The sequence below is a fragment of the Bacillus sp. EU52 genome (assembly GCF_037964975.1).
GTDB classification, from domain to species: Bacteria; Bacillota; Bacilli; order Bacillales; family Bacillaceae; genus Bacillus; species Bacillus subtilis.
Genome location: NZ_CP150177.1, coordinates 3,314,634 through 3,334,315, shown reverse-complemented (window position 1 = coordinate 3,334,315; position 19,682 = coordinate 3,314,634). Strand labels below are relative to the sequence as shown.

The 19,682-nt window shown below is 43.3% G+C and carries 20 protein-coding genes; 15 read left to right on the top strand and 5 right to left on the bottom strand.

The window, feature by feature from the left end:
• The first annotated feature begins 31 nt into the window (after nucleotides 1–31).
• From araE to eno, 7 genes are all read left to right on the top strand, one after another.
• Entirely contained in the window at nucleotides 32–1,426 is a 1,395-nt protein-coding gene (gene araE / locus NSU05_RS17160) for an arabinose-proton symporter AraE (protein ID WP_003243899.1), read from the top strand.
• Between the two features lie 297 nt (nucleotides 1,427–1,723).
• Entirely contained in the window at nucleotides 1,724–2,746 is a 1,023-nt protein-coding gene (cggR, locus tag NSU05_RS17155) for a gapA transcriptional regulator CggR (RefSeq protein ID WP_009968188.1), read from the top strand.
• Between the two features lie 46 nt (nucleotides 2,747–2,792).
• Entirely contained in the window at nucleotides 2,793–3,800 is a 1,008-nt protein-coding gene (gene gap / locus NSU05_RS17150; RefSeq protein ID WP_003219957.1) for a type I glyceraldehyde-3-phosphate dehydrogenase, read from the top strand.
• A 316-nt stretch (nucleotides 3,801–4,116) separates the two neighbouring features.
• Complete coding sequence (locus tag NSU05_RS17145) at nucleotides 4,117–5,301, top strand: phosphoglycerate kinase (protein WP_003243051.1); 1,185 nt, start codon at nucleotides 4,117–4,119, stop codon at nucleotides 5,299–5,301.
• Between the two features lie 30 nt (nucleotides 5,302–5,331).
• Nucleotides 5,332–6,093 carry a triose-phosphate isomerase gene (tpiA, locus tag NSU05_RS17140; RefSeq protein WP_003243394.1) on the top strand — a complete coding sequence of 254 codons (762 nt, stop codon included), beginning with the start codon at nucleotides 5,332–5,334 and terminating at the stop codon, nucleotides 6,091–6,093.
• Complete coding sequence (gene gpmI, locus NSU05_RS17135) at nucleotides 6,086–7,621, top strand: 2,3-bisphosphoglycerate-independent phosphoglycerate mutase (protein ID WP_014480918.1); 1,536 nt, start codon at nucleotides 6,086–6,088, stop codon at nucleotides 7,619–7,621. Before tpiA ends, gpmI begins: the two co-directional genes overlap by 8 nt.
• Before the next feature lie 29 nt (nucleotides 7,622–7,650).
• Nucleotides 7,651–8,943, top strand: coding sequence for a phosphopyruvate hydratase (gene eno, locus NSU05_RS17130; RefSeq protein ID WP_003228333.1), 1,293 nt, complete (start codon nucleotides 7,651–7,653; stop codon nucleotides 8,941–8,943).
• A 44-nt stretch (nucleotides 8,944–8,987) separates the two neighbouring features.
• Here the strand turns inward: eno and NSU05_RS17125 are convergent, their stop codons facing one another.
• A complete protein-coding gene (locus tag NSU05_RS17125) occupies nucleotides 8,988–9,455 on the bottom strand; it encodes a GNAT family N-acetyltransferase (protein WP_072692768.1) in 468 nt (155 codons plus the stop codon).
• Nucleotides 9,456–9,574: 119 nt separating this feature from the next.
• On the opposite strand from NSU05_RS17125, the gene NSU05_RS17120 reads away from it, so the two are divergent.
• Nucleotides 9,575–11,392, top strand: coding sequence for a zinc ribbon domain-containing protein (locus tag NSU05_RS17120; protein WP_038429650.1), 1,818 nt, complete (start codon nucleotides 9,575–9,577; stop codon nucleotides 11,390–11,392).
• A gap of 35 nt (nucleotides 11,393–11,427) precedes the next feature.
• On the opposite strand, the gene NSU05_RS17115 is transcribed toward NSU05_RS17120, so the two are convergent.
• Together NSU05_RS17115 and NSU05_RS17110 are read right to left on the bottom strand one after the other, a co-directional pair.
• Entirely contained in the window at nucleotides 11,428–12,126 is a 699-nt protein-coding gene (locus tag NSU05_RS17115) for a zinc ribbon domain-containing protein (protein ID WP_029318392.1), read from the bottom strand.
• Nucleotides 12,127–12,257: 131 nt separating this feature from the next.
• Complete coding sequence (locus NSU05_RS17110; protein WP_003243118.1) at nucleotides 12,258–12,872, bottom strand: PH domain-containing protein; 615 nt, start codon at nucleotides 12,870–12,872, stop codon at nucleotides 12,258–12,260.
• A gap of 149 nt (nucleotides 12,873–13,021) precedes the next feature.
• Here NSU05_RS17110 and NSU05_RS17105 point away from each other — a divergent pair, with 149 nt between their 5' ends.
• A complete protein-coding gene (locus NSU05_RS17105; protein ID WP_080262594.1) occupies nucleotides 13,022–13,657 on the top strand; it encodes an NAAT family transporter in 636 nt (211 codons plus the stop codon).
• Nucleotides 13,658–13,674: 17 nt separating this feature from the next.
• On the opposite strand, the gene opcR is transcribed toward NSU05_RS17105, so the two are convergent.
• The gene (gene opcR, locus NSU05_RS17100) at nucleotides 13,675–14,232 is read right to left on the bottom strand and encodes an opuC operon transcriptional regulator OpcR (protein WP_003244093.1); all 558 of its coding nucleotides are present in this window, start codon (nucleotides 14,230–14,232) and stop codon (nucleotides 13,675–13,677) included.
• 263 nt (nucleotides 14,233–14,495) lie between these two features.
• Here opcR and opuCA point away from each other — a divergent pair, with 263 nt between their 5' ends.
• The 6 genes from opuCA to sdpI all read left to right on the top strand — a co-directional run bounded on the left by opuCA (nucleotide 14,496) and on the right by sdpI (nucleotide 19,021).
• Nucleotides 14,496–15,638, top strand: coding sequence for an osmoprotectant ABC transporter ATP-binding protein OpuCA (gene opuCA / locus NSU05_RS17095; RefSeq protein WP_038429648.1), 1,143 nt, complete (start codon nucleotides 14,496–14,498; stop codon nucleotides 15,636–15,638).
• 22 nt (nucleotides 15,639–15,660) lie between these two features.
• Nucleotides 15,661–16,314: a glycine betaine/carnitine/choline/choline sulfate ABC transporter permease OpuCB gene (opuCB, locus tag NSU05_RS17090; protein ID WP_003228349.1), complete on the top strand. Its 654-nt coding sequence runs from the start codon at nucleotides 15,661–15,663 to the stop codon at nucleotides 16,312–16,314.
• Between the two features lie 64 nt (nucleotides 16,315–16,378).
• Nucleotides 16,379–17,245 carry an osmoprotectant ABC transporter substrate-binding lipoprotein OpuCC gene (gene opuCC, locus NSU05_RS17085; protein WP_082201019.1) on the top strand — a complete coding sequence of 289 codons (867 nt, stop codon included), beginning with the start codon at nucleotides 16,379–16,381 and terminating at the stop codon, nucleotides 17,243–17,245.
• Nucleotides 17,246–17,262: 17 nt separating this feature from the next.
• Complete coding sequence (opuCD, locus tag NSU05_RS17080) at nucleotides 17,263–17,952, top strand: glycine betaine/carnitine/choline/choline sulfate ABC transporter permease OpuCD (protein WP_003244403.1); 690 nt, start codon at nucleotides 17,263–17,265, stop codon at nucleotides 17,950–17,952.
• A gap of 176 nt (nucleotides 17,953–18,128) precedes the next feature.
• Nucleotides 18,129–18,401 (top strand): sporulation delaying system autorepressor SdpR, encoded by a 273-nt coding sequence (gene sdpR, locus NSU05_RS17075; RefSeq protein ID WP_003243541.1) that lies wholly within the window; start codon nucleotides 18,129–18,131, stop codon nucleotides 18,399–18,401.
• Entirely contained in the window at nucleotides 18,398–19,021 is a 624-nt protein-coding gene (gene sdpI, locus NSU05_RS17070) for an immunity protein SdpI (RefSeq protein ID WP_038429645.1), read from the top strand. Before sdpR ends, sdpI begins: the two co-directional genes overlap by 4 nt.
• A 46-nt stretch (nucleotides 19,022–19,067) precedes the next feature.
• Here the strand turns inward: sdpI and sdpC are convergent, their stop codons facing one another.
• Complete coding sequence (gene sdpC / locus NSU05_RS17065; protein ID WP_003243360.1) at nucleotides 19,068–19,679, bottom strand: sporulation delaying protein SdpC; 612 nt, start codon at nucleotides 19,677–19,679, stop codon at nucleotides 19,068–19,070.
• Between the last annotated feature and the right edge of the window lie 3 nt (nucleotides 19,680–19,682).

Sequence of the window (19,682 nt, the reverse complement as noted above, 5' to 3'; positions counted from 1 at the left end):
CGCTTTACTCAACATTCGGGAGGGCAGGGAAATGAAGAATACTCCAACTCAATTAGAACCAAATGTTCCTGTAACACGAAGCCATTCAATGGGATTTGTCATTTTGATCTCATGTGCGGCGGGGCTTGGCGGCTTATTGTATGGCTATGACACGGCAGTGATTTCTGGCGCCATCGGTTTTCTGAAAGATTTATACAGCCTGAGTCCGTTTATGGAGGGACTTGTCATTTCAAGCATTATGATTGGAGGAGTTGTGGGCGTCGGGATATCCGGATTTTTAAGTGACAGATTCGGCCGGAGAAAAATTTTAATGACAGCCGCTTTGTTATTTGCGATATCAGCAATCGTTTCAGCGCTTTCTCAAGACGTGTCCACCTTAATCATTGCAAGGATTATCGGGGGGCTGGGAATCGGGATGGGCTCATCGCTCTCTGTTACGTATATTACAGAAGCGGCACCGCCCGCCATACGCGGAAGTTTATCTTCCTTATATCAGCTCTTTACGATACTGGGGATTTCCGCAACATACTTTATTAATCTAGCTGTGCAGCGGTCCGGAACATACGAATGGGGTGTGCACACCGGCTGGAGATGGATGCTTGCTTATGGAATGGTGCCGTCCGTCATTTTTTTCCTTGTCCTGCTCGTCGTCCCGGAAAGTCCGAGATGGCTGGCGAAAGCGGGCAAAACAAATGAAGCTTTAAAGATACTGACACGTATTAATGGAGAAACTGTTGCAAAAGAAGAATTAAAGAACATTGAGAACTCTTTAAAAATAGAACAAATGGGGTCGCTCTCCCAGCTGTTTAAGCCGGGGCTCAGAAAGGCGCTTGTCATTGGAATCCTGCTGGCGCTGTTTAACCAAGTCATCGGCATGAACGCGATTACTTACTACGGGCCGGAAATCTTTAAAATGATGGGATTCGGGCAAAACGCCGGATTTGTGACGACTTGTATCGTCGGGGTTGTAGAAGTTATTTTTACCGTTATTGCGGTGTTGCTGATTGATAAAGTCGGACGAAAAAAACTGATGTCCATCGGTTCTGCTTTTATGGCTATTTTTATGATTTTAATCGGGACGTCGTTTTATTTTGAGTTAACAAGCGGGATCATGATGATCGTCCTTATATTAGGTTTTGTCGCTGCTTTCTGTGTCTCGGTCGGACCGATCACATGGATTATGATTTCTGAAATCTTCCCGAACCATCTGCGTGCGCGGGCCGCGGGCATTGCGACCATCTTTTTATGGGGAGCAAACTGGGCGATCGGACAGTTTGTGCCAATGATGATTGATTCTTTCGGGCTCGCCTATACATTTTGGATCTTTGCGGTGATTAACATCCTTTGTTTCCTGTTTGTCGTTACGATCTGTCCGGAAACGAAGAACAAATCGCTAGAAGAAATTGAAAAGCTTTGGATAAAATGAAAACGCTTTAATGAAACAGCCCTTTCTACGGGAAGGGCTGTTTATATTGGGATGCACCATTTGGCGCTTTCTGTATAAGATAAAGATATATAGGATAAAATATTGCTGGATAAAACGACGCGGCATGAAAACTCTGCGAATATTGTCGATGAATTGGCTCTTAACAGTTGAATAAACAATTCCACCCTGTTAAAATAATTAAAGAAAGCAGAAATGATTTTTTTTGGCTATGACGGGACGTTTTTTGTCATAGCGGGACATATAATGTCCAGCAAAAAAGGAAGGAACGTTTGAGTCATGAACCAGTTAATACAAGCTCAAAAAAAATTATTGCCTGATCTTCTGCTCGTTATGCAAAAGAGGTTTGAAATCTTGCAGTATATCAGGCTGACAGAACCCATCGGGCGAAGAAGCCTGTCTGCCAGTCTCGGAATCAGCGAGCGTGTGCTGAGGGGCGAGGTTCAGTTTTTAAAGGAACAGAACCTGGTCGATATTAAGACAAACGGCATGACATTGACAGAAGAGGGCTATGAACTGCTTTCTGTTTTGGAAGATACGATGAAAGATGTTTTAGGTTTGACTCTTTTGGAAAAGACATTAAAAGAACGTTTAAATCTAAAGGATGCCATTATCGTATCCGGAGACAGCGATCAATCCCCATGGGTCAAAAAAGAAATGGGAAGAGCGGCTGTCGCATGTATGAAAAAAAGATTTTCAGGCAAAAATATCGTCGCTGTAACTGGCGGTACGACAATTGAAGCTGTCGCCGAAATGATGACGCCGGATTCTAAAAACCGCGAGCTTTTGTTTGTGCCTGCAAGAGGCGGTTTAGGCGAAGACGTGAAAAACCAGGCGAACACCATATGCGCGCATATGGCGGAGAAGGCTTCAGGCACTTACCGGCTTTTGTTTGTTCCGGGACAGCTGTCACAAGGCGCCTATTCATCTATTATTGAAGAGCCTTCTGTCAAAGAGGTGCTGAACACCATTAAATCAGCGAGTATGCTGGTTCACGGAATCGGCGAAGCTAAAACTATGGCTCAGCGCAGAAACACGCCTTTAGAAGACTTAAAGAAAATAGATGATAACGACGCGGTGACGGAAGCGTTCGGCTACTATTTTAACGCGGACGGCGAAGTGGTTCACAAAGTGCATTCTGTCGGAATGCAGCTGGATGACATAGATGCCATTCCCGATATTATTGCGGTAGCGGGCGGATCATCAAAAGCCGAGGCGATCGAGGCTTACTTTAAAAAGCCACGCAACACGGTTCTCGTCACAGACGAAGGAGCCGCAAAGAAGTTATTAAGGGATGAATAATCCCTCAATATAAATATCTCTCACTTATTTAAAGGAGGAAACAATCATGGCAGTAAAAGTCGGTATTAACGGTTTTGGTCGTATTGGACGTAACGTATTCCGCGCAGCATTAAACAATCCTGAAGTTGAGGTAGTAGCGGTTAACGATTTAACAGATGCTAACATGCTGGCTCACCTTTTACAATATGATTCTGTACACGGAAAATTAGACGCTGAAGTTTCAGTTGACGGTAACAACCTTGTTGTTAACGGCAAAACAATTGAAGTTTCTGCAGAACGCGATCCTGCTAAACTTAGCTGGGGCAAACAAGGCGTTGAAATCGTAGTTGAATCTACTGGTTTCTTCACAAAACGCGCAGACGCTGCGAAACACTTAGAAGCTGGCGCGAAAAAAGTAATCATCTCTGCTCCTGCTAACGAAGAAGATATCACAATCGTTATGGGTGTTAACGAAGATAAATACGATGCGGCTAACCACGATGTTATCTCTAACGCATCTTGCACAACAAACTGCCTTGCGCCGTTTGCAAAAGTACTTAACGATAAATTCGGCATCAAACGCGGTATGATGACAACTGTTCACTCTTACACAAACGATCAGCAAATCCTTGATCTTCCGCACAAAGACTACCGTCGTGCGCGTGCAGCAGCTGAAAACATCATCCCAACATCAACTGGTGCTGCTAAAGCAGTTTCTCTAGTTCTTCCTGAACTAAAAGGCAAACTGAACGGTGGAGCAATGCGTGTTCCAACTCCAAACGTTTCTCTAGTTGACTTGGTTGCTGAACTGAACCAAGAAGTAACAGCTGAAGAAGTAAACGCAGCTCTTAAAGAAGCGGCTGAAGGCGACCTTAAAGGAATCCTTGGCTACAGCGAAGAGCCATTAGTTTCTGGCGACTACAACGGAAACAAAAACTCTTCTACAATCGATGCTCTTTCTACAATGGTTATGGAAGGCAGCATGGTAAAAGTAATCTCTTGGTACGATAACGAAAGCGGCTACTCTAACCGCGTTGTTGACCTTGCAGCTTACATCGCAAAAAAAGGTCTTTAATTTATAGCTGAAAAAGGACCTGACTTGGTTCTTTCGAATAGAAGCGCTATAATGAAAGCGGACAAGGGAAGGGGACGGACTCCCTTTCCCTTTTTCCATGAAGACCGGCTTTCAGAAAACGCTCTGTGATAGAGAAACGACCGCGTTTTAAGCAGCTTTGCCGGCGCTTTCGCCTAAGGCCGCTGCCCTGGCTTTTAGACGAACTGCCCTGTGCCGAAAAAGACTGCGATCTGCCCTAGCGGAGTTATCGCTTGAACAGACGGTTTCACGTTTTTCGTGCTGTATGCAAACCATTTTGAAGGAGGATCTCCTAGGCATGAATAAAAAAACTCTCAAAGACATCGACGTAAAAGGCAAAGTTGTATTCTGCCGCGTTGACTTTAACGTTCCAATGAAAGACGGGGAAGTAACAGACGATACACGTATCCGTGCTGCGCTTCCAACAATCAAACACCTTGCAGACCAAGGCGCAAAAGTCCTTCTTGCGAGCCACTTAGGCCGCCCGAAAGGCGAAGTGGTTGAGGAGCTTCGTTTAACTCCTGTCGCTGCACGTCTCGGCGAACTGCTTGGCAAAGAAGTGAAAAAAGCGGATGAAGCATACGGCGATGCTGTAAAAGCACAAATTTCTGAGATGAAGGACGGAGACGTTCTTGTATTGGAAAACGTACGTTTCTATCCTGGTGAAGAGAAAAATGACCCTGAGCTTGCAAAAGCATTTGCTGAGCTTGCAGATGTATATGTAAATGACGCATTCGGTGCTGCCCACCGTGCTCACGCATCTACAGCTGGAATTGCCGAGCATCTGCCAGCAGTTGCAGGTTTCTTAATGGAAAAAGAGCTTGATGTACTTGGAAAAGCGGTTTCCAATCCTGACCGCCCGTTCACAGCGATCATCGGCGGAGCGAAAGTAAAAGACAAAATCGGTGTAATCGAAAGTCTTCTTGATAAAGTAGACAACCTGATCATCGGCGGAGGTCTTGCTTATACTTTCGTAAAAGCGCTTGGCTATGAAGTCGGGAAATCTCTTCTTGAAGAGGATAAAATCGAGCTTGCGAAATCATTTATGGACCGCGCTAAAGAAAAAGGCGTTAACTTCTACATGCCTGAAGATGTACTCGTTGCAGATGATTTCTCTAACGATGCAAACGTGAAAATTGTGCCGATCTCTGAAATCCCTAGTGATTTAGAAGCAATCGACATTGGTACGAAAACACGCGAAACGTATGCTGACGTCATCAAAAACAGCAAACTTGTCGTGTGGAACGGACCAATGGGCGTATTCGAAATCGACTTGTTCGCTCAAGGAACAAAAGCGGTTGCGGAAGCATTGGCAGAGGCGAAAGATACATACTCTGTCATCGGCGGAGGAGACTCTGCGGCAGCGGTTGAAAAATTCGGCCTTGCTGACAAAATGAGCCACATCTCAACAGGCGGCGGCGCATCCCTTGAGTTTATGGAAGGCAAAGAGCTTCCAGGGGTAGCTGCACTGAACGATAAATAATCTCAAAACTGCTATAAGGAAGTGGAACAGATGAGAAAACCAATTATCGCCGGTAACTGGAAAATGAACAAAACACTCGGCGAAGCTGTCAGCTTCGTTGAAGAAGTGAAATCTTCCATTCCAGCAGCAGACAAAGCTGAAGCTGTTGTTTGCGCGCCAGCGCTTTTCTTAGAAAAGCTTGCTTCTGCTGTGAAAGGCACTGACCTAAAAGTCGGCGCTCAAAACATGCACTTCGAAGAAAGCGGCGCGTTCACAGGCGAAATCAGCCCGGTTGCTCTGAAAGACCTTGGCGTTGACTACTGCGTCATCGGCCACTCTGAGCGCCGTGAAATGTTCGCTGAAACTGATGAAACAGTTAACAAAAAAGCACACGCAGCTTTCAAACACGGCATTGTGCCGATCATCTGTGTAGGTGAAACGCTTGAAGAGCGTGAAGCCGGCAAAACAAATGATCTTGTTGCTGACCAAGTGAAAAAAGGCCTTGCTGGTCTTTCTGAAGAACAAGTTGCTGCTTCTGTTATTGCGTATGAGCCAATCTGGGCAATCGGAACAGGCAAATCTTCTACAGCGAAAGATGCGAATGACGTGTGTGCGCATATCCGTAAAACCGTCGCTGAAAGCTTCAGCCAAGAAGCTGCAGACAAGCTTCGCATCCAATATGGCGGAAGCGTAAAGCCTGCAAACATTAAAGAATATATGGCAGAGTCCGATATTGACGGTGCTTTGGTCGGCGGCGCGAGCCTTGAGCCACAGTCATTCGTTCAATTATTGGAGGAAGGTCAATATGAGTAAAAAACCAGCTGCACTCATCATTCTTGATGGGTTCGGATTACGTAACGAAACAGTAGGGAACGCAGTCGCTTTAGCGAAAAAACCGAATTTTGACCGCTATTGGAACCAGTATCCTCATCAAACATTGACTGCTTCAGGCGAGGCTGTAGGTCTTCCTGAAGGGCAAATGGGGAACTCCGAAGTAGGTCACTTAAATATCGGTGCGGGACGTATTGTGTACCAAAGCTTAACACGCGTAAATGTTGCCATTCGCGAAGGAGAGTTCGAACGCAATCAAACATTCCTTGACGCGATCAGCAACGCGAAAGAAAACAACAAAGCCTTGCACCTGTTCGGTCTTTTATCTGACGGAGGCGTGCACAGCCATATCAATCATTTATTCGCACTGTTAAAGCTTGCGAAAAAAGAAGGGCTGACAGAGGTTTATATCCATGGCTTCCTTGACGGTCGTGATGTAGGTCCGCAGACAGCGAAAACGTACATCAACCAGTTGAACGATCAAATCAAGGAAATCGGTGTAGGTGAAATCGCCAGCATTTCCGGACGTTACTACTCTATGGACCGCGACAAACGCTGGGACCGTGTAGAAAAAGCGTACCGCGCAATGGCGTACGGCGAAGGCCCATCTTACCGCAGCGCCCTGGATGTTGTTGATGATTCATATGCAAATGGTATCTACGATGAATTCGTGATTCCATCTGTCATCACAAAAGAAAACGGTGAGCCTGTTGCGAAAATCCAAGACGGCGATTCTGTGATTTTCTATAATTTCAGACCGGACCGCGCCATCCAGATTTCCAACACGTTCACAAACAAAGACTTCCGTGACTTCGACCGCGGCGAGAATTATCCAAAGAACCTGTATTTCGTCTGCCTGACTCACTTCAGTGAAACAGTTGACGGCTATGTAGCGTTTAAACCGATAAATCTTGATAACACAGTCGGAGAAGTATTATCTCAGCACGGGTTAAAACAGCTTCGAATTGCAGAAACTGAAAAGTATCCGCACGTCACGTTCTTTATGAGCGGAGGCCGTGAAGCTGAATTCCCGGGTGAAGAGCGTATTCTCATCAACTCGCCTAAAGTTGCAACGTATGACTTGAAGCCTGAAATGAGTGCGTATGAAGTGAAAGACGCGCTTGTCAAAGAAATTGAAGCTGACAAGCATGACGCGATCATTCTTAACTTCGCAAACCCTGATATGGTCGGCCACTCCGGAATGGTTGAACCAACAATTAAAGCAATTGAAGCAGTGGACGAATGCTTGGGCGAAGTCGTTGACGCGATTCTTGCTAAAGGCGGACATGCCATCATTACCGCTGATCACGGTAATGCTGACATTCTGATTACAGAATCAGGCGAACCGCACACTGCGCATACAACAAACCCAGTCCCTGTGATTGTAACGAAAGAAGGCATTACGCTGCGTGAAGGCGGAATCCTAGGCGACCTTGCACCAACGTTATTAGACCTTCTTGGTGTTGAAAAACCGAAAGAAATGACAGGAACATCTTTAATTCAAAAATAATTTGAAAATCAAAAGGAGAGACAAAACTCATGCCATACATTGTTGATGTTTATGCACGCGAAGTATTAGACTCCCGCGGCAACCCAACAGTTGAAGTTGAAGTATATACAGAAACAGGAGCTTTCGGCCGCGCATTAGTGCCAAGCGGAGCTTCTACAGGTGAATACGAAGCGGTTGAGCTTCGTGACGGCGACAAAGACCGTTACCTTGGAAAAGGCGTGTTAACAGCTGTTAACAACGTAAACGAAATCATTGCTCCAGAGCTTCTTGGCTTTGATGTAACTGAACAAAACGCAATCGATCAGCTTTTAATCGAGCTTGACGGTACTGAAAACAAAGGCAAACTTGGTGCGAACGCAATCCTTGGCGTATCTATGGCTTGTGCGCGTGCTGCTGCTGATTTCTTACAGATTCCTCTTTACCAATACCTTGGAGGATTCAACTCAAAAACGCTTCCTGTACCGATGATGAACATCGTAAACGGCGGAGAGCATGCTGATAACAACGTGGATATTCAAGAATTCATGATCATGCCTGTAGGTGCTCCTAACTTCCGTGAAGCACTTCGCATGGGCGCTCAAATCTTCCACAGCCTGAAATCAGTATTAAGCGCAAAAGGCTTAAACACTGCTGTAGGTGACGAAGGCGGATTCGCTCCAAACCTTGGTTCTAACGAAGAAGCGCTTCAAACAATCGTTGAAGCAATCGAAAAAGCCGGCTTCAAACCTGGCGAAGAAGTTAAACTTGCTATGGATGCTGCATCTTCTGAGTTCTACAACAAAGAAGACGGCAAATACCATCTGTCTGGCGAAGGCGTTGTGAAAACATCTGCTGAAATGGTTGACTGGTATGAAGAGCTTGTTTCTAAATACCCAATCATCTCTATCGAAGACGGACTTGACGAAAACGACTGGGAAGGCCACAAGCTTCTTACTGAGCGTCTTGGCAAAAAAGTTCAGCTTGTTGGTGACGACCTCTTCGTTACAAACACGAAAAAACTTTCTGAAGGTATTAAAAACGGCGTAGGCAACTCTATCCTGATCAAAGTAAACCAAATCGGTACATTGACTGAAACATTCGATGCGATCGAAATGGCGAAACGCGCAGGCTACACAGCTGTTATCTCTCACCGTTCTGGTGAAACGGAAGACAGCACAATCGCTGACATCGCTGTGGCAACAAACGCAGGACAAATCAAAACAGGTGCTCCGTCTCGTACGGACCGTGTTGCGAAATACAACCAGCTTCTTCGCATCGAAGATCAGTTGGCTGAAACTGCTCAATACCATGGTATCAACTCTTTCTACAACTTAAACAAGTAATAAAAAGACCGCCGGGATTTTCTCTCGGCGGCTTTTTTATGCTTTCAGAGATCCAAATAAAGCCTCACCATATCGCGGCATTGAATCCCGTTTTCAAAAATGTCCTCATCATAATGTCTGACAAAGAAATCGTGGTCGATCGCCTGAATGCGGAATCCGCATTTTTGATAGAGGGAAAGCTGATGAATGCTGGAATTCCCTGTGCCGATTTCAATCGTGTCCGCCCCCAGCTTCTTCGCTTTTTCGATGGCGTCAAGTACAAGCTGTTTGCCAAAGCCTTTCTTCTGAAGAGATTCTTTTACCGCAATATTTACAATTTCAACTGTTTGCGGCCTTGTTTTTAGCAATACATAAACCCCTGCAAGCTCATCACCGGCCCAAGCTGTGTAACATTCTCCCCTCTCAAGATATTCATCTACAATGTCTTTCGATGGATCGGCGAGCAGCAATAGATCATATAATTCGTCATTTGTTTCTTCTCCTAATTCAATCCTGAGCTTTTGCATATTCATTCCACCTTTTTAGTCTGATAGACATTTAATTTTTTCATTCGTTCCCAATTTCATTCTGTTTTATTATAAAATATGAAAAGCAGTAAATGTTATCAAATTAGTAGAATAGGAGGAAAGTCATGTTATTTTGTAAGAATTGCGGCTCCCAGAATAATGAAGGAGCCAAGTTTTGTAAACAATGCGGCACCCCGATCGGAGGGGGCAGCAAACAGGCAAATCAAGAAACAGCTAGCACTGCAGAAACGAGGCAGGCTCCGCGAAAACCGATCCCTAAGAAAACCATCATTTTATGGAGCAGCATTGCCGCGGCGTGCGTTATATTATTCGCCGCATATAAAACCGGAGCGTATTTTACTTCAAAGGATAGGTTAGTAGACAAGTTTGAACAGGCCGTAAATGATGGGGATCAGGACCAAATCGCGACTCTGCTTACACCGGTAAATGACAATCTTAAACTCACTAAAAATAATGTAAAACCGTTTCTTACATATTTGAAGGATCATCCAGACAAAAAAGATGAACTTTTTGCATCGCTCCGTGAGGAAACAGCCCAGAAGGATATCGTATACGCAGAAAAAGACGGAAAAAGCCTGCTGGTATTTGACCATTACGACTTAAAGGTAGCACCTGTTTATTTTGAAGTGAGCAGCAATTATAAAAATACCGATTTATATGTCAATAAAGAGGAAGCCGGATCTGTAAAGAAAGCAGATCAAGCACAAACCCTCGGTCCGTACATTCCCGGCGAATATACAGTCTCAGCCAAACTGAAAAACGATGTCGTTGACCTTGTGAAAAAGGAAGACATTCAGGCGGTTGGCGATAACAGCTTTCGTGTTGATCTCTCATTGGAAGCAGACGATGTGACATTCAGCTTAGCGGATGACATCAAGAGCGGGAAGGGAGATTTGCTGATTAACGGTAAATCAATTCATAAAGATCCGTTCAAATCCGTAACATATGGTCCGCTGCTGACAGATGGATCAATGGCAGCTTCAGTCGAGGCAGAATTTCCGTGGGGAAAAACAAAAACTGCCGGCGTTCCGATCGATGATAAAGAAATGGAGTTAACGTTAATTCCTGATCAAGACACACAGGAACAGATTATGAACACAATTGTCAAAACAACAAAACAATACTCCAAAGCTCTATCTGATGGGAATACAGCCCAGATGACAGAGGCAAGTGCCAATTGGAAGGCGGAGACGAAGGACACCGTCGATTCTATGAAAAGCGCGGATTCATACTTAAAAGATAGATACTTGGAAACTGATTTTGACCTGGACACATTTGCCCTCTCTCAGAAAAACGACGGAACGTGGCAGGTATCGGTAACAGGAAAAGAACTTCACCAGTCTTCTTCGTATAACGACTATACAAAATCTGAAATGACTGACGACAGTCCGAGTTATGAATATCTTCTTTCATATGATAAAAAACAGAAAAAGTGGATTTTCGAAGATGCAGAATCAACATTCGAATCTGCAGGCACAAATATAAAGAAAATCAAAAATGATAAACCAGAGACATACACTTCCGCCTGGGCTGGCTCGAAAAACAAAGGCAGTGAAAGCTCTGCAAGCGGCGATGTTACAGATGAACAAGTGACATTATTTATGGGCAGTTATCTGCAAAGTCAGGCAGATGCCGTGAATCAAAATAATTTCTCACTGATGGAAGACAGCCTTGAAAAAGGCAGTTCCCTTTATTCCGACCAGCAGCATCTCGTGTCGAAATTAAATAAAGAGGGGACAACAGAAGACTTTAATAACTATGAAGTGAAAAGCTGGAGCCAAAATGGGTCGGCTATCACGATTAAGACGTATGAAGAATTCTATATCACAAAATCAGGCGGCAGTCCAAAGCTCAGAACATATAACTGGACCTACACCGGCGTAGTGAAGAACGGAAGAATTTACTTAACGTCTATTCAATAAAACAACCCCATCACCAGCAGGTGATGGGGTTGTTTTTAAAAGAGCATATAACGGAAAATTTCTTTGACATAGTGTTCGATAATAAGCTGAAATGTAACGCAGATGATCAGATAAATCACAATCGTTGAGTAAATGACATCAACCTTCCCTTTATATGAATGCTGGTAACTGCTCAGCATCGCAGGAGGAATGGCGAAGAATGCACCGATTAAACCAACGGCTAATATGGTAAAGCAAATGTCTGTATGTAATAAAAAGAAGAAAAGGGCAAGAATCAAAATAGCCGTAAAAGGAATAAGAAATGCTCCGAATCTTGAGAATGAATCCTTGAAAGACACTTGGTTTCCCGCGATTTTCAGGGCGAAAAAGATGCATGCATGCAGGCCAAATAGAAATAAAATAAAATAAATGGTTGGCTCTAAGAAGATTGCTGTAAAGCTTACGCTTCCGGGACCGTCTGAAAAAAGAATATAAAACATCAAAGGGGTCAGCAAACTGAAAAGAACCATCGTAATGATTGCGCTGATCAGCTGTTCTCCGCCTGTTGCTTTACATTCCTGATAAGGGCGTTTCAGGACGGATAAGACAAATGAACCGAACTGTTTTGCTGCTTGCTTTGCAGCGGCTCCAGTTTGAGCTGCATGCTGGTGGCCTGATTGACCGGGGAGCGGTGATCCGCATTTCTCACAAAAATTTCCGCCATCTGTTTGATGGCCGCATTGAGGACAATACATAAAATAACTCCTTTATCTGTAATATAGGGAAAATAGACTAATAGTTTTATTATAAAAGAAAAAAGTTGTAAAGTAATCAATATTCATACAAAAAAAGACACGAGCACGATAGCAGCTGTGTCTTTTTTTATCTAGTTATTAATATATTTCTCAAATACATCCCCAAAATCCTTAATATGATACTGCGAGCGAACGGATGTCAGCCAAGTGAATCCGAATTCGGTCAGCTCTTTGTATTGCGTTTCAATATTGACGTGCTCAGGGCGGGTATGGTGAAGAATCGTCACTGCTTTATCTAAGCTTTGCTCCGCTTGATTGATTAAAATGTCATTTTCATAGGTTGTTTCAGCGATGCGAAGCAGTGCTTTATAAAGGTCTTTTAACTTTTCAATCTGGTCTTTGTGGACATCAATGTCGAATTGTTCACCGCCCAGCTTGAACTTAATTTCAACATCCAAATCCACTTTTCCGGCAGTTTCAAGAAAAACGTCAGAGATTTTATATTGCGAATAAGGATAGCGTTTCAACGTTCGTTTTGAGGAAGTGGCGCGTTCGCCGTCCACATGGATCAGGGCCAGGTTCGTAAAGCAATACTCGTCTGCTTTTGTTTTAATCAAGAAATAAATTTTCTCATTATCTTCATGCATGACATAGTCATCTGCGTCTGTTTTGTCATAGTCCTGAGGTTCGATAATTTTTCCGATATCAGATAAGCCCAAGGCATCTGCCGCAATTTTTTTGAACATCTGTATACGTCCTTCCTATTCAATTTGTCACTTCATTGTAGCATGGCGCGTTTCTGACAGGCTATAAAGGTTTACCGGGAAATCGCCTCCGGGTAAAAGGGTGGAGAATAATTCTATTTCCTGTGCAGAGACTATCAACAAGGAGGTATATGATGTTCTCATTTATCGTTCACGTCTTCATTTCTTTATTCGCAGTATCGAATCCGATCGGAAACGTACCGATATTTCTGACGCTGACAGAAGGCTATACTGCAGCGGAAAGAAAAGCGATTGCCCGGAAGGCAGCTATTTTATCCTTTTTTATTCTCGCAGCTTTTTTGGTTTTCGGTCATCTTATCTTTAAACTGTTTGATATCAACATTCACGCGCTCCGAGTGGCGGGCGGCATATTCATTTTCGGCATTGCCTATAATCTATTGAATGCGAAAGAATCGCACGTGCAATCTCTTCACCATGATGAACATAAGGAAAGCAAGGAAAAAGCGGATATATCAGTCACACCTTTATCCATTCCGATCATTGCTGGGCCCGGAACGATTGCAACAGTGATGAGCCTTTCCGCCGGACATAGCGGCATTGGTCATTATGTGGCTGTCATGATCGGCATAGCCGCCGTTATTGCCCTGACCTTTCTCTTTTTCCACTATTCTGCTTTTATCAGCAGCAAACTCGGAAAAACCGAGATGAATGTGATTACCAGACTGATGGGATTAATCTTAGCCGTGGTTGCGGTCGGGATGATTGGTGCCGGGCTGAAAGGCATGTTTCCGGTCTTAACCTCATGATGCAAAAAGCAGCTCTCTTATTTTAGAGAGCTGCATTCTTTTGTTTTCGGCACATACCGAAAGACTTCCTCACTCTCAAAAAATTCAATCAACCTGCTCAGCCAATCATAGTAATGAAGCCATTCTTTTAATTCATTCAGCAGCTGATTGACTTTCTCTTCCGCTTCCGGGGTAAGCCCGTCCCTTTGTAAAAGATCACTCAGCTCCCGGTTTAATTTTTTATACAGCACTTTGTTTTTGCTCACGACCTTTGTCCAATTCGCCGCAAATAAAGAAATGAAGGTTTGATAATAATCCTGCTCGACGTCATAAAGGTCTTTTCGTACGCCTTTTTCAAACACCTTTTCGGCGATATTGGCATCGATCATTTCCCGGACAACCTGGCTCATCCGTGTTTTGCTCATGCCCGTTGCCTCAGAGAGCTCGCTTAAGGTCATTGGTTTTCGATTCATATAAATAATTCCGAGCACACGTCCGACAGTTGAAGGCATTCCAAACGTATGCATATTTTCGGCAATCTTCTCAATGAGATGCTCTTCAGCATGTTCAATGATGTCGAGAGCGGTTTTTTTCACAGCTGATCATCCCTTCAAATGGCAATTGATGGTGTCAATATATCATATTTCTTCCTGGTGTTGAAAATAGCTGAATGCAGAGGAAGTGGGAGGTATCCGGCGTAATTGTAAGAACACCCTTTCCGTCTCGGTCATAACAATAAATAATCTATAAATAACATATAATTTCAACACATTGTAAACTTTTTATTTTACAAAGTTCAAACTATAATAAGGATTATACTTTTCAGAAAATTTAAAGGAAACCTGCGGAGGTGCACGGATTGCTGAAATTGGAACAAGTGTCAAAAGTATATAAAGGCGGCAAAAAAGCTGTGAACAGCATTGATTTAGATATTGCCAAAGGTGAATTTATCTGTTTTATCGGCCCGAGCGGCTGCGGAAAAACGACAACGATGAAGATGATCAACAGACTGATAGAACCATCGTCTGGAAGGATCTTTATCGACGGAGAAAATATTATGGAACAGGACCCGGTTGAGCTGAGGAGAAAAATCGGCTATGTGATTCAGCAGATTGGTTTGTTCCCCCATATGACCATCCAGCAGAACATCTCACTCGTACCAAAGCTGCTGAAATGGCCTGAGGAAAAACGGAAAGAACGGGCGCGCGAGCTGTTAAAGCTTGTGGATATGGGCCCGGAGTATTTAGACCGTTATCCGCATGAGCTCAGCGGCGGACAGCAGCAGAGAATCGGCGTGCTGCGCGCCCTGGCAGCGGAACCCCCTCTCATTTTAATGGATGAACCGTTCGGAGCGCTTGATCCGATTACGCGTGATTCCCTTCAGGAAGAATTCAAAAAACTGCAGAGAACCTTAAACAAAACGATTGTGTTTGTAACCCACGATATGGATGAAGCGATTAAGCTTGCCGACAGGATTGTGATATTAAAAGCGGGAGAAATCGTTCAAGTCGGCACACCTGATGAGATTCTTCGAAACCCGGAAAATGAGTTTGTTGAAGAATTTATCGGGAAAGAGCGCCTGATTCAATCAAGACCGGATATCGAGCGGGTAGAGCAAATGATGAACAGAACGCCGGTGACGGTATCTGCGGACAAAACGCTTTCTCAGGCGATTCAGCTGATGAGAGAAAAACGTGTTGACTCGCTGCTCGTTGTGGACCGGCAAAACGTGCTGAAGGGCTATGTTGATGTGGAAATGATTGATCAAAACCGCAAAAAAGCAAGCATCGTTGGCGACGTATACCGTTCAGATATATATACCGTTCAAAAAGGGGCGCTTCTTCGCGATACAGTCCGAAAAATTTTGAAGCAGGGGATCAAGTATGTTCCGGTCGTCGATGAACAGAACCATTTAGCAGGGATTGTGACAAGAGCGAGCCTTGTTGATATCGTGTACGACTCCATTTGGGGCGACGAGGAAAACCAGCTCATGACGATCTGACCAGGGGAGGAGCTCTTTTAAGATGAATCAAATGATGACTTTTTTGCAAACAAACGGCGGAGAGCTGCTGTATAAAACAGGAGAGCATTTATATATTTCACTCATAGCCGTTGTATTGGGCATTATCGTTGCAGTGCCGCTCGGCGTTGCTCTTACCAGAATGAAAAAAGGCGCAGGTGCGGTTATCGGTTTCGTAAACATTGTGCAAACCCTGCCGAGTCTGGCGATTTTAGCCTTTTTTATTCCGCTTCTCGGCGTAGGAAAAGTGCCTGCGATTGTCGCTTTATTTTTCTATTCGGTACTGCCGATCTTGCGCAATACGTATACCGGCATTAAAGGTGTAAATAAAAACCTCCTGGAATCGGGGAAAGGGATTGGCATGACAGGCTGGGAGCAGATTCGGCTCGTTGAAATTCCGCTGGCAATTCCCATCATCATGGCGGGGATCCGCACATCAACGATCTACCTAATTGGCTGGGCGACACTTGCGTCGTTTATCGGGGGAGGCGGCCTCGGGGACTATATTTTTATCGGCCTGAACCTATACCAGCCTGAATATATCATTGGCGGTGCCGTGCCTGTCACAATTCTGGCAATTATCATTGATTATGTCCTAGCCGTGACAGAACGAAAGGTGACGCCGAAAGGATTACAAGGGATGAAGGAAGTTTCGTAAGGAGTTGGCTCTGTTGAAAACGACAAAAATCAAATGGCTTGGCGCGTTTGCTCTCGTCTTTGTCATGCTGCTAGGCGGCTGCTCTCTGCCGGGTCTCGGCGGCGCTTCTGACGACACGATCAAAATCGGGGCGCAAAGCATGACAGAATCAGAAATTTTAGCGAATATGATCGCGCAGCTTATTGAACATGATACAGATTTGAATACCGCTTTAGTGAAAAACCTCGGCTCAAACTATGTTCAGCACCAAGCGATGCTGGGCGGTGACATTGATATTTCAGCCACGCGCTATTCCGGAACAGATTTAACAAGCACCCTCGGCAAGGAAGCGGAGAAAGATCCAAAAAAAGCGCTGAACATTGTGCAGAACGAGTTTCAAAAGCGCTTTTCTTATAAATGGTTTGATTCCTACGGCTTTGATAACACGTATGCCTTCACCGTAACAAAAAAGTTTGCGGAAAATGAGCATATTAACACCGTGTCCGACCTGAAAAAAAATGCCTCCCAATATAAATTAGGCGTCGACAATGCTTGGCTGAAACGAAAAGGTGACGGGTATAAAGGCTTTGTCAGCACATATGGCTTTGAATTCGGCACAACTTATCCAATGCAGATCGGGCTTGTCTATGACGCAGTCAAAAACGGGAAAATGGACGCCGTTCTGGCTTATTCAACGGATGGACGGATTAAAGCCTATGACTTGAAAATCTTAAAAGATGATAAGCGTTTCTTCCCGCCGTATGACTGTTCACCGGTGATTCCGGAAAAGGTGCTTAAGGCGCATCCGGAGCTTGAAGGTGTGATCAATAAGCTGATTGGGCAAATCGACACGGAAACGATGCAGGAACTTAATTATGAAGTGGATGGCAAGCTGAAGGAGCCGTCTGTCGTAGCAAAGGAATTTTTAGAGAAACATCATTATTTTGACTAAGAAAAGAGGTGGATCATATGGAAGTACTACAGCAGCTTGGCACATACTATTCGCAAAACGGCGGTTATGTGCTGCAGGAGTTTTACCGCCATTTTCTGATGTCGGTATACGGCGTTTTATTTGCCGCCATTGTTGGAATTCCGCTCGGCATCCTGATAGCCAGATACAGAAGATTAAGCGGATGGGTTTTTGCGGTCACGAACGTCATTCAGACGATCCCGGCTCTCGCCATGCTTGCCGTGCTGATGCTTGTCATGGGGCTGGGCGCTAATACAGTGATATTGTCATTATTTCTGTATTCTCTTCTGCCGATTATCAGAAATACGTATACAGGGATTATCAGTATTGAGCACGCCTATCTTGAATCCGGAAAAGCAATGGGGATGACAAAATTTCAAGTGCTGCGGATGGTCGAGCTTCCGCTTGCGCTTTCGGTCATAATGGCCGGCCTGCGCACCGCGCTTGTCATTGCCATCGGCATTACGGCCATCGGGACATTTGTCGGTGCAGGCGGTCTCGGGGACATCATCGTCAGGGGATCAAACGCCACAAACGGAACCGCGATTATATTAGCGGGAGCGATCCCCACAGCTCTGATGGCGGTGATTGCCGATTTGGTCATGGGCTGGCTTGAACGAGCATTAAGCCCGATTAAAAAGAAAAAAGGAAATTTTATTATAGCTGATAGAAAAACCACCTCTATTTAAATACAACGGAGGTGGTTTTTTTAAATGGGATTATCCAATTATTTGAATAAAATACAAAAACATATATTATAACCAATTGGAGGTTGTTTTTAAAAAAATTTCAAGTTATAATGGAAATAATACATTTATACAAATATCTAAATGTCTAAATGTTTTTTTGTAAAGGAGAAAACGCTATGAATAATGTTTTCAAAGCTATATCAGATCCAACAAGGAGAAAAATTTTGGATTTGTTAAAAGGAGGGGATATGACTGCGGGAGATATTGCTGAGCATTTTAATATCAGCAAACCGAGTATTTCGCACCACTTGAATATTTTAAAGCAAGCGGAAGTCATAAGTGACCATCGCAAAGGACAATTTATTTATTACTCTCTAAATACAACAGTACTTCAAGACTCAATAAATTGGATGCTTAACTTTATAAATAAAGGGGATAACGATTTATGAAGAAAAATATAATTTCCATAATTATTGTATGTTTGAGTTTCTTGACTTCAATTATATTATATCAATACCTTCCAGAAGAAATACCGATACAATGGTCAGGAAATAAACCGGCTGCAATTGTATCTAAACCTTTAACAATATTTATTATACCTGTTGTTATGCTTATTTATTATCTTACTTTTTATATGTTAACTATTAAGTCTACACAAAAAAATAAAGCATTGCTTTTCCTAGCTTCTAATAATATGTTAATCCTTTTATATATTTTACAACTCTCAACTCTATTGATAAGTTTAGGATACGAAGTGAATATTGATTTAATAATAGGGCTTGGTGTTGGTATCTTTTTAATTATTGGTGGAAATTCTATGCAGCTAGCAGAACAAAACCATCTTATTGGATTGAGGACACCTTGGACATTAAAAGATGAGACTGTTTGGAAACTGGGAAATCGCTTTGCCTCTAAAGTACTTGTATTGTGTGGTTTTATAATAGCTGTTCTTTCATTTTTTACAGGAGAATATATAATTCTTATTATGATTGTGCTAGTTCTTCTAGCATTAGTTATTTCAACACTAGCTTCATATCATTATTACAAAAAATTAAACGGTTCACGTTGAAAAAGTGTCTTGCGGAGCAATCCGCAAGACACTCAATTATAATGGATTATTGATGAATCAATTTTAGGGTTTTTGCAGCAGCCGCTTCTAAATCAGAATTATTAGAAGCTGAAGAGGAATATTTGGCAACGTATTTCCACACTGCAGTTGTTACTGCGGCAGCCGTTTGTAATGCAACTGCGTTAACGCCCACAACATATAAATATCCAGCTGCTACACAGACGGCATAAAGCCCACAAGATGGAGTAACTTTATTAGAAGAGTATTTTACGTTTTCATTTTTCTTAGCATATTTTTGGATAAGTTGGTCTGCTTTGGTCATATTTTCAATGAGTTTTTTAGGGTCTTTGCTGTCAATCGATTGTTTCAATTCATCCATATATTGTGGTTGATCTTTTTTTATAAATTTGACTACATCATTTACTAACTTTTTACCTTCTGTACTATTTGCCTCTTTTACGAGTTTAGGGTCCAAATCGTTTGAAATTAATTTACCAACTTCCCCTTGTCCAAATAAAAGTCCTCTAAAGTAATCTTCTCCAGAAAATGTATGGTTTTCTTTAGCAGATGTACTTGACTCCTTAGAGAGTCCTACTAATGAAAAAACCAATATCGTCACCATGGAAACAATCAATAGCCTAAGTAATTTACTTTTCAAATT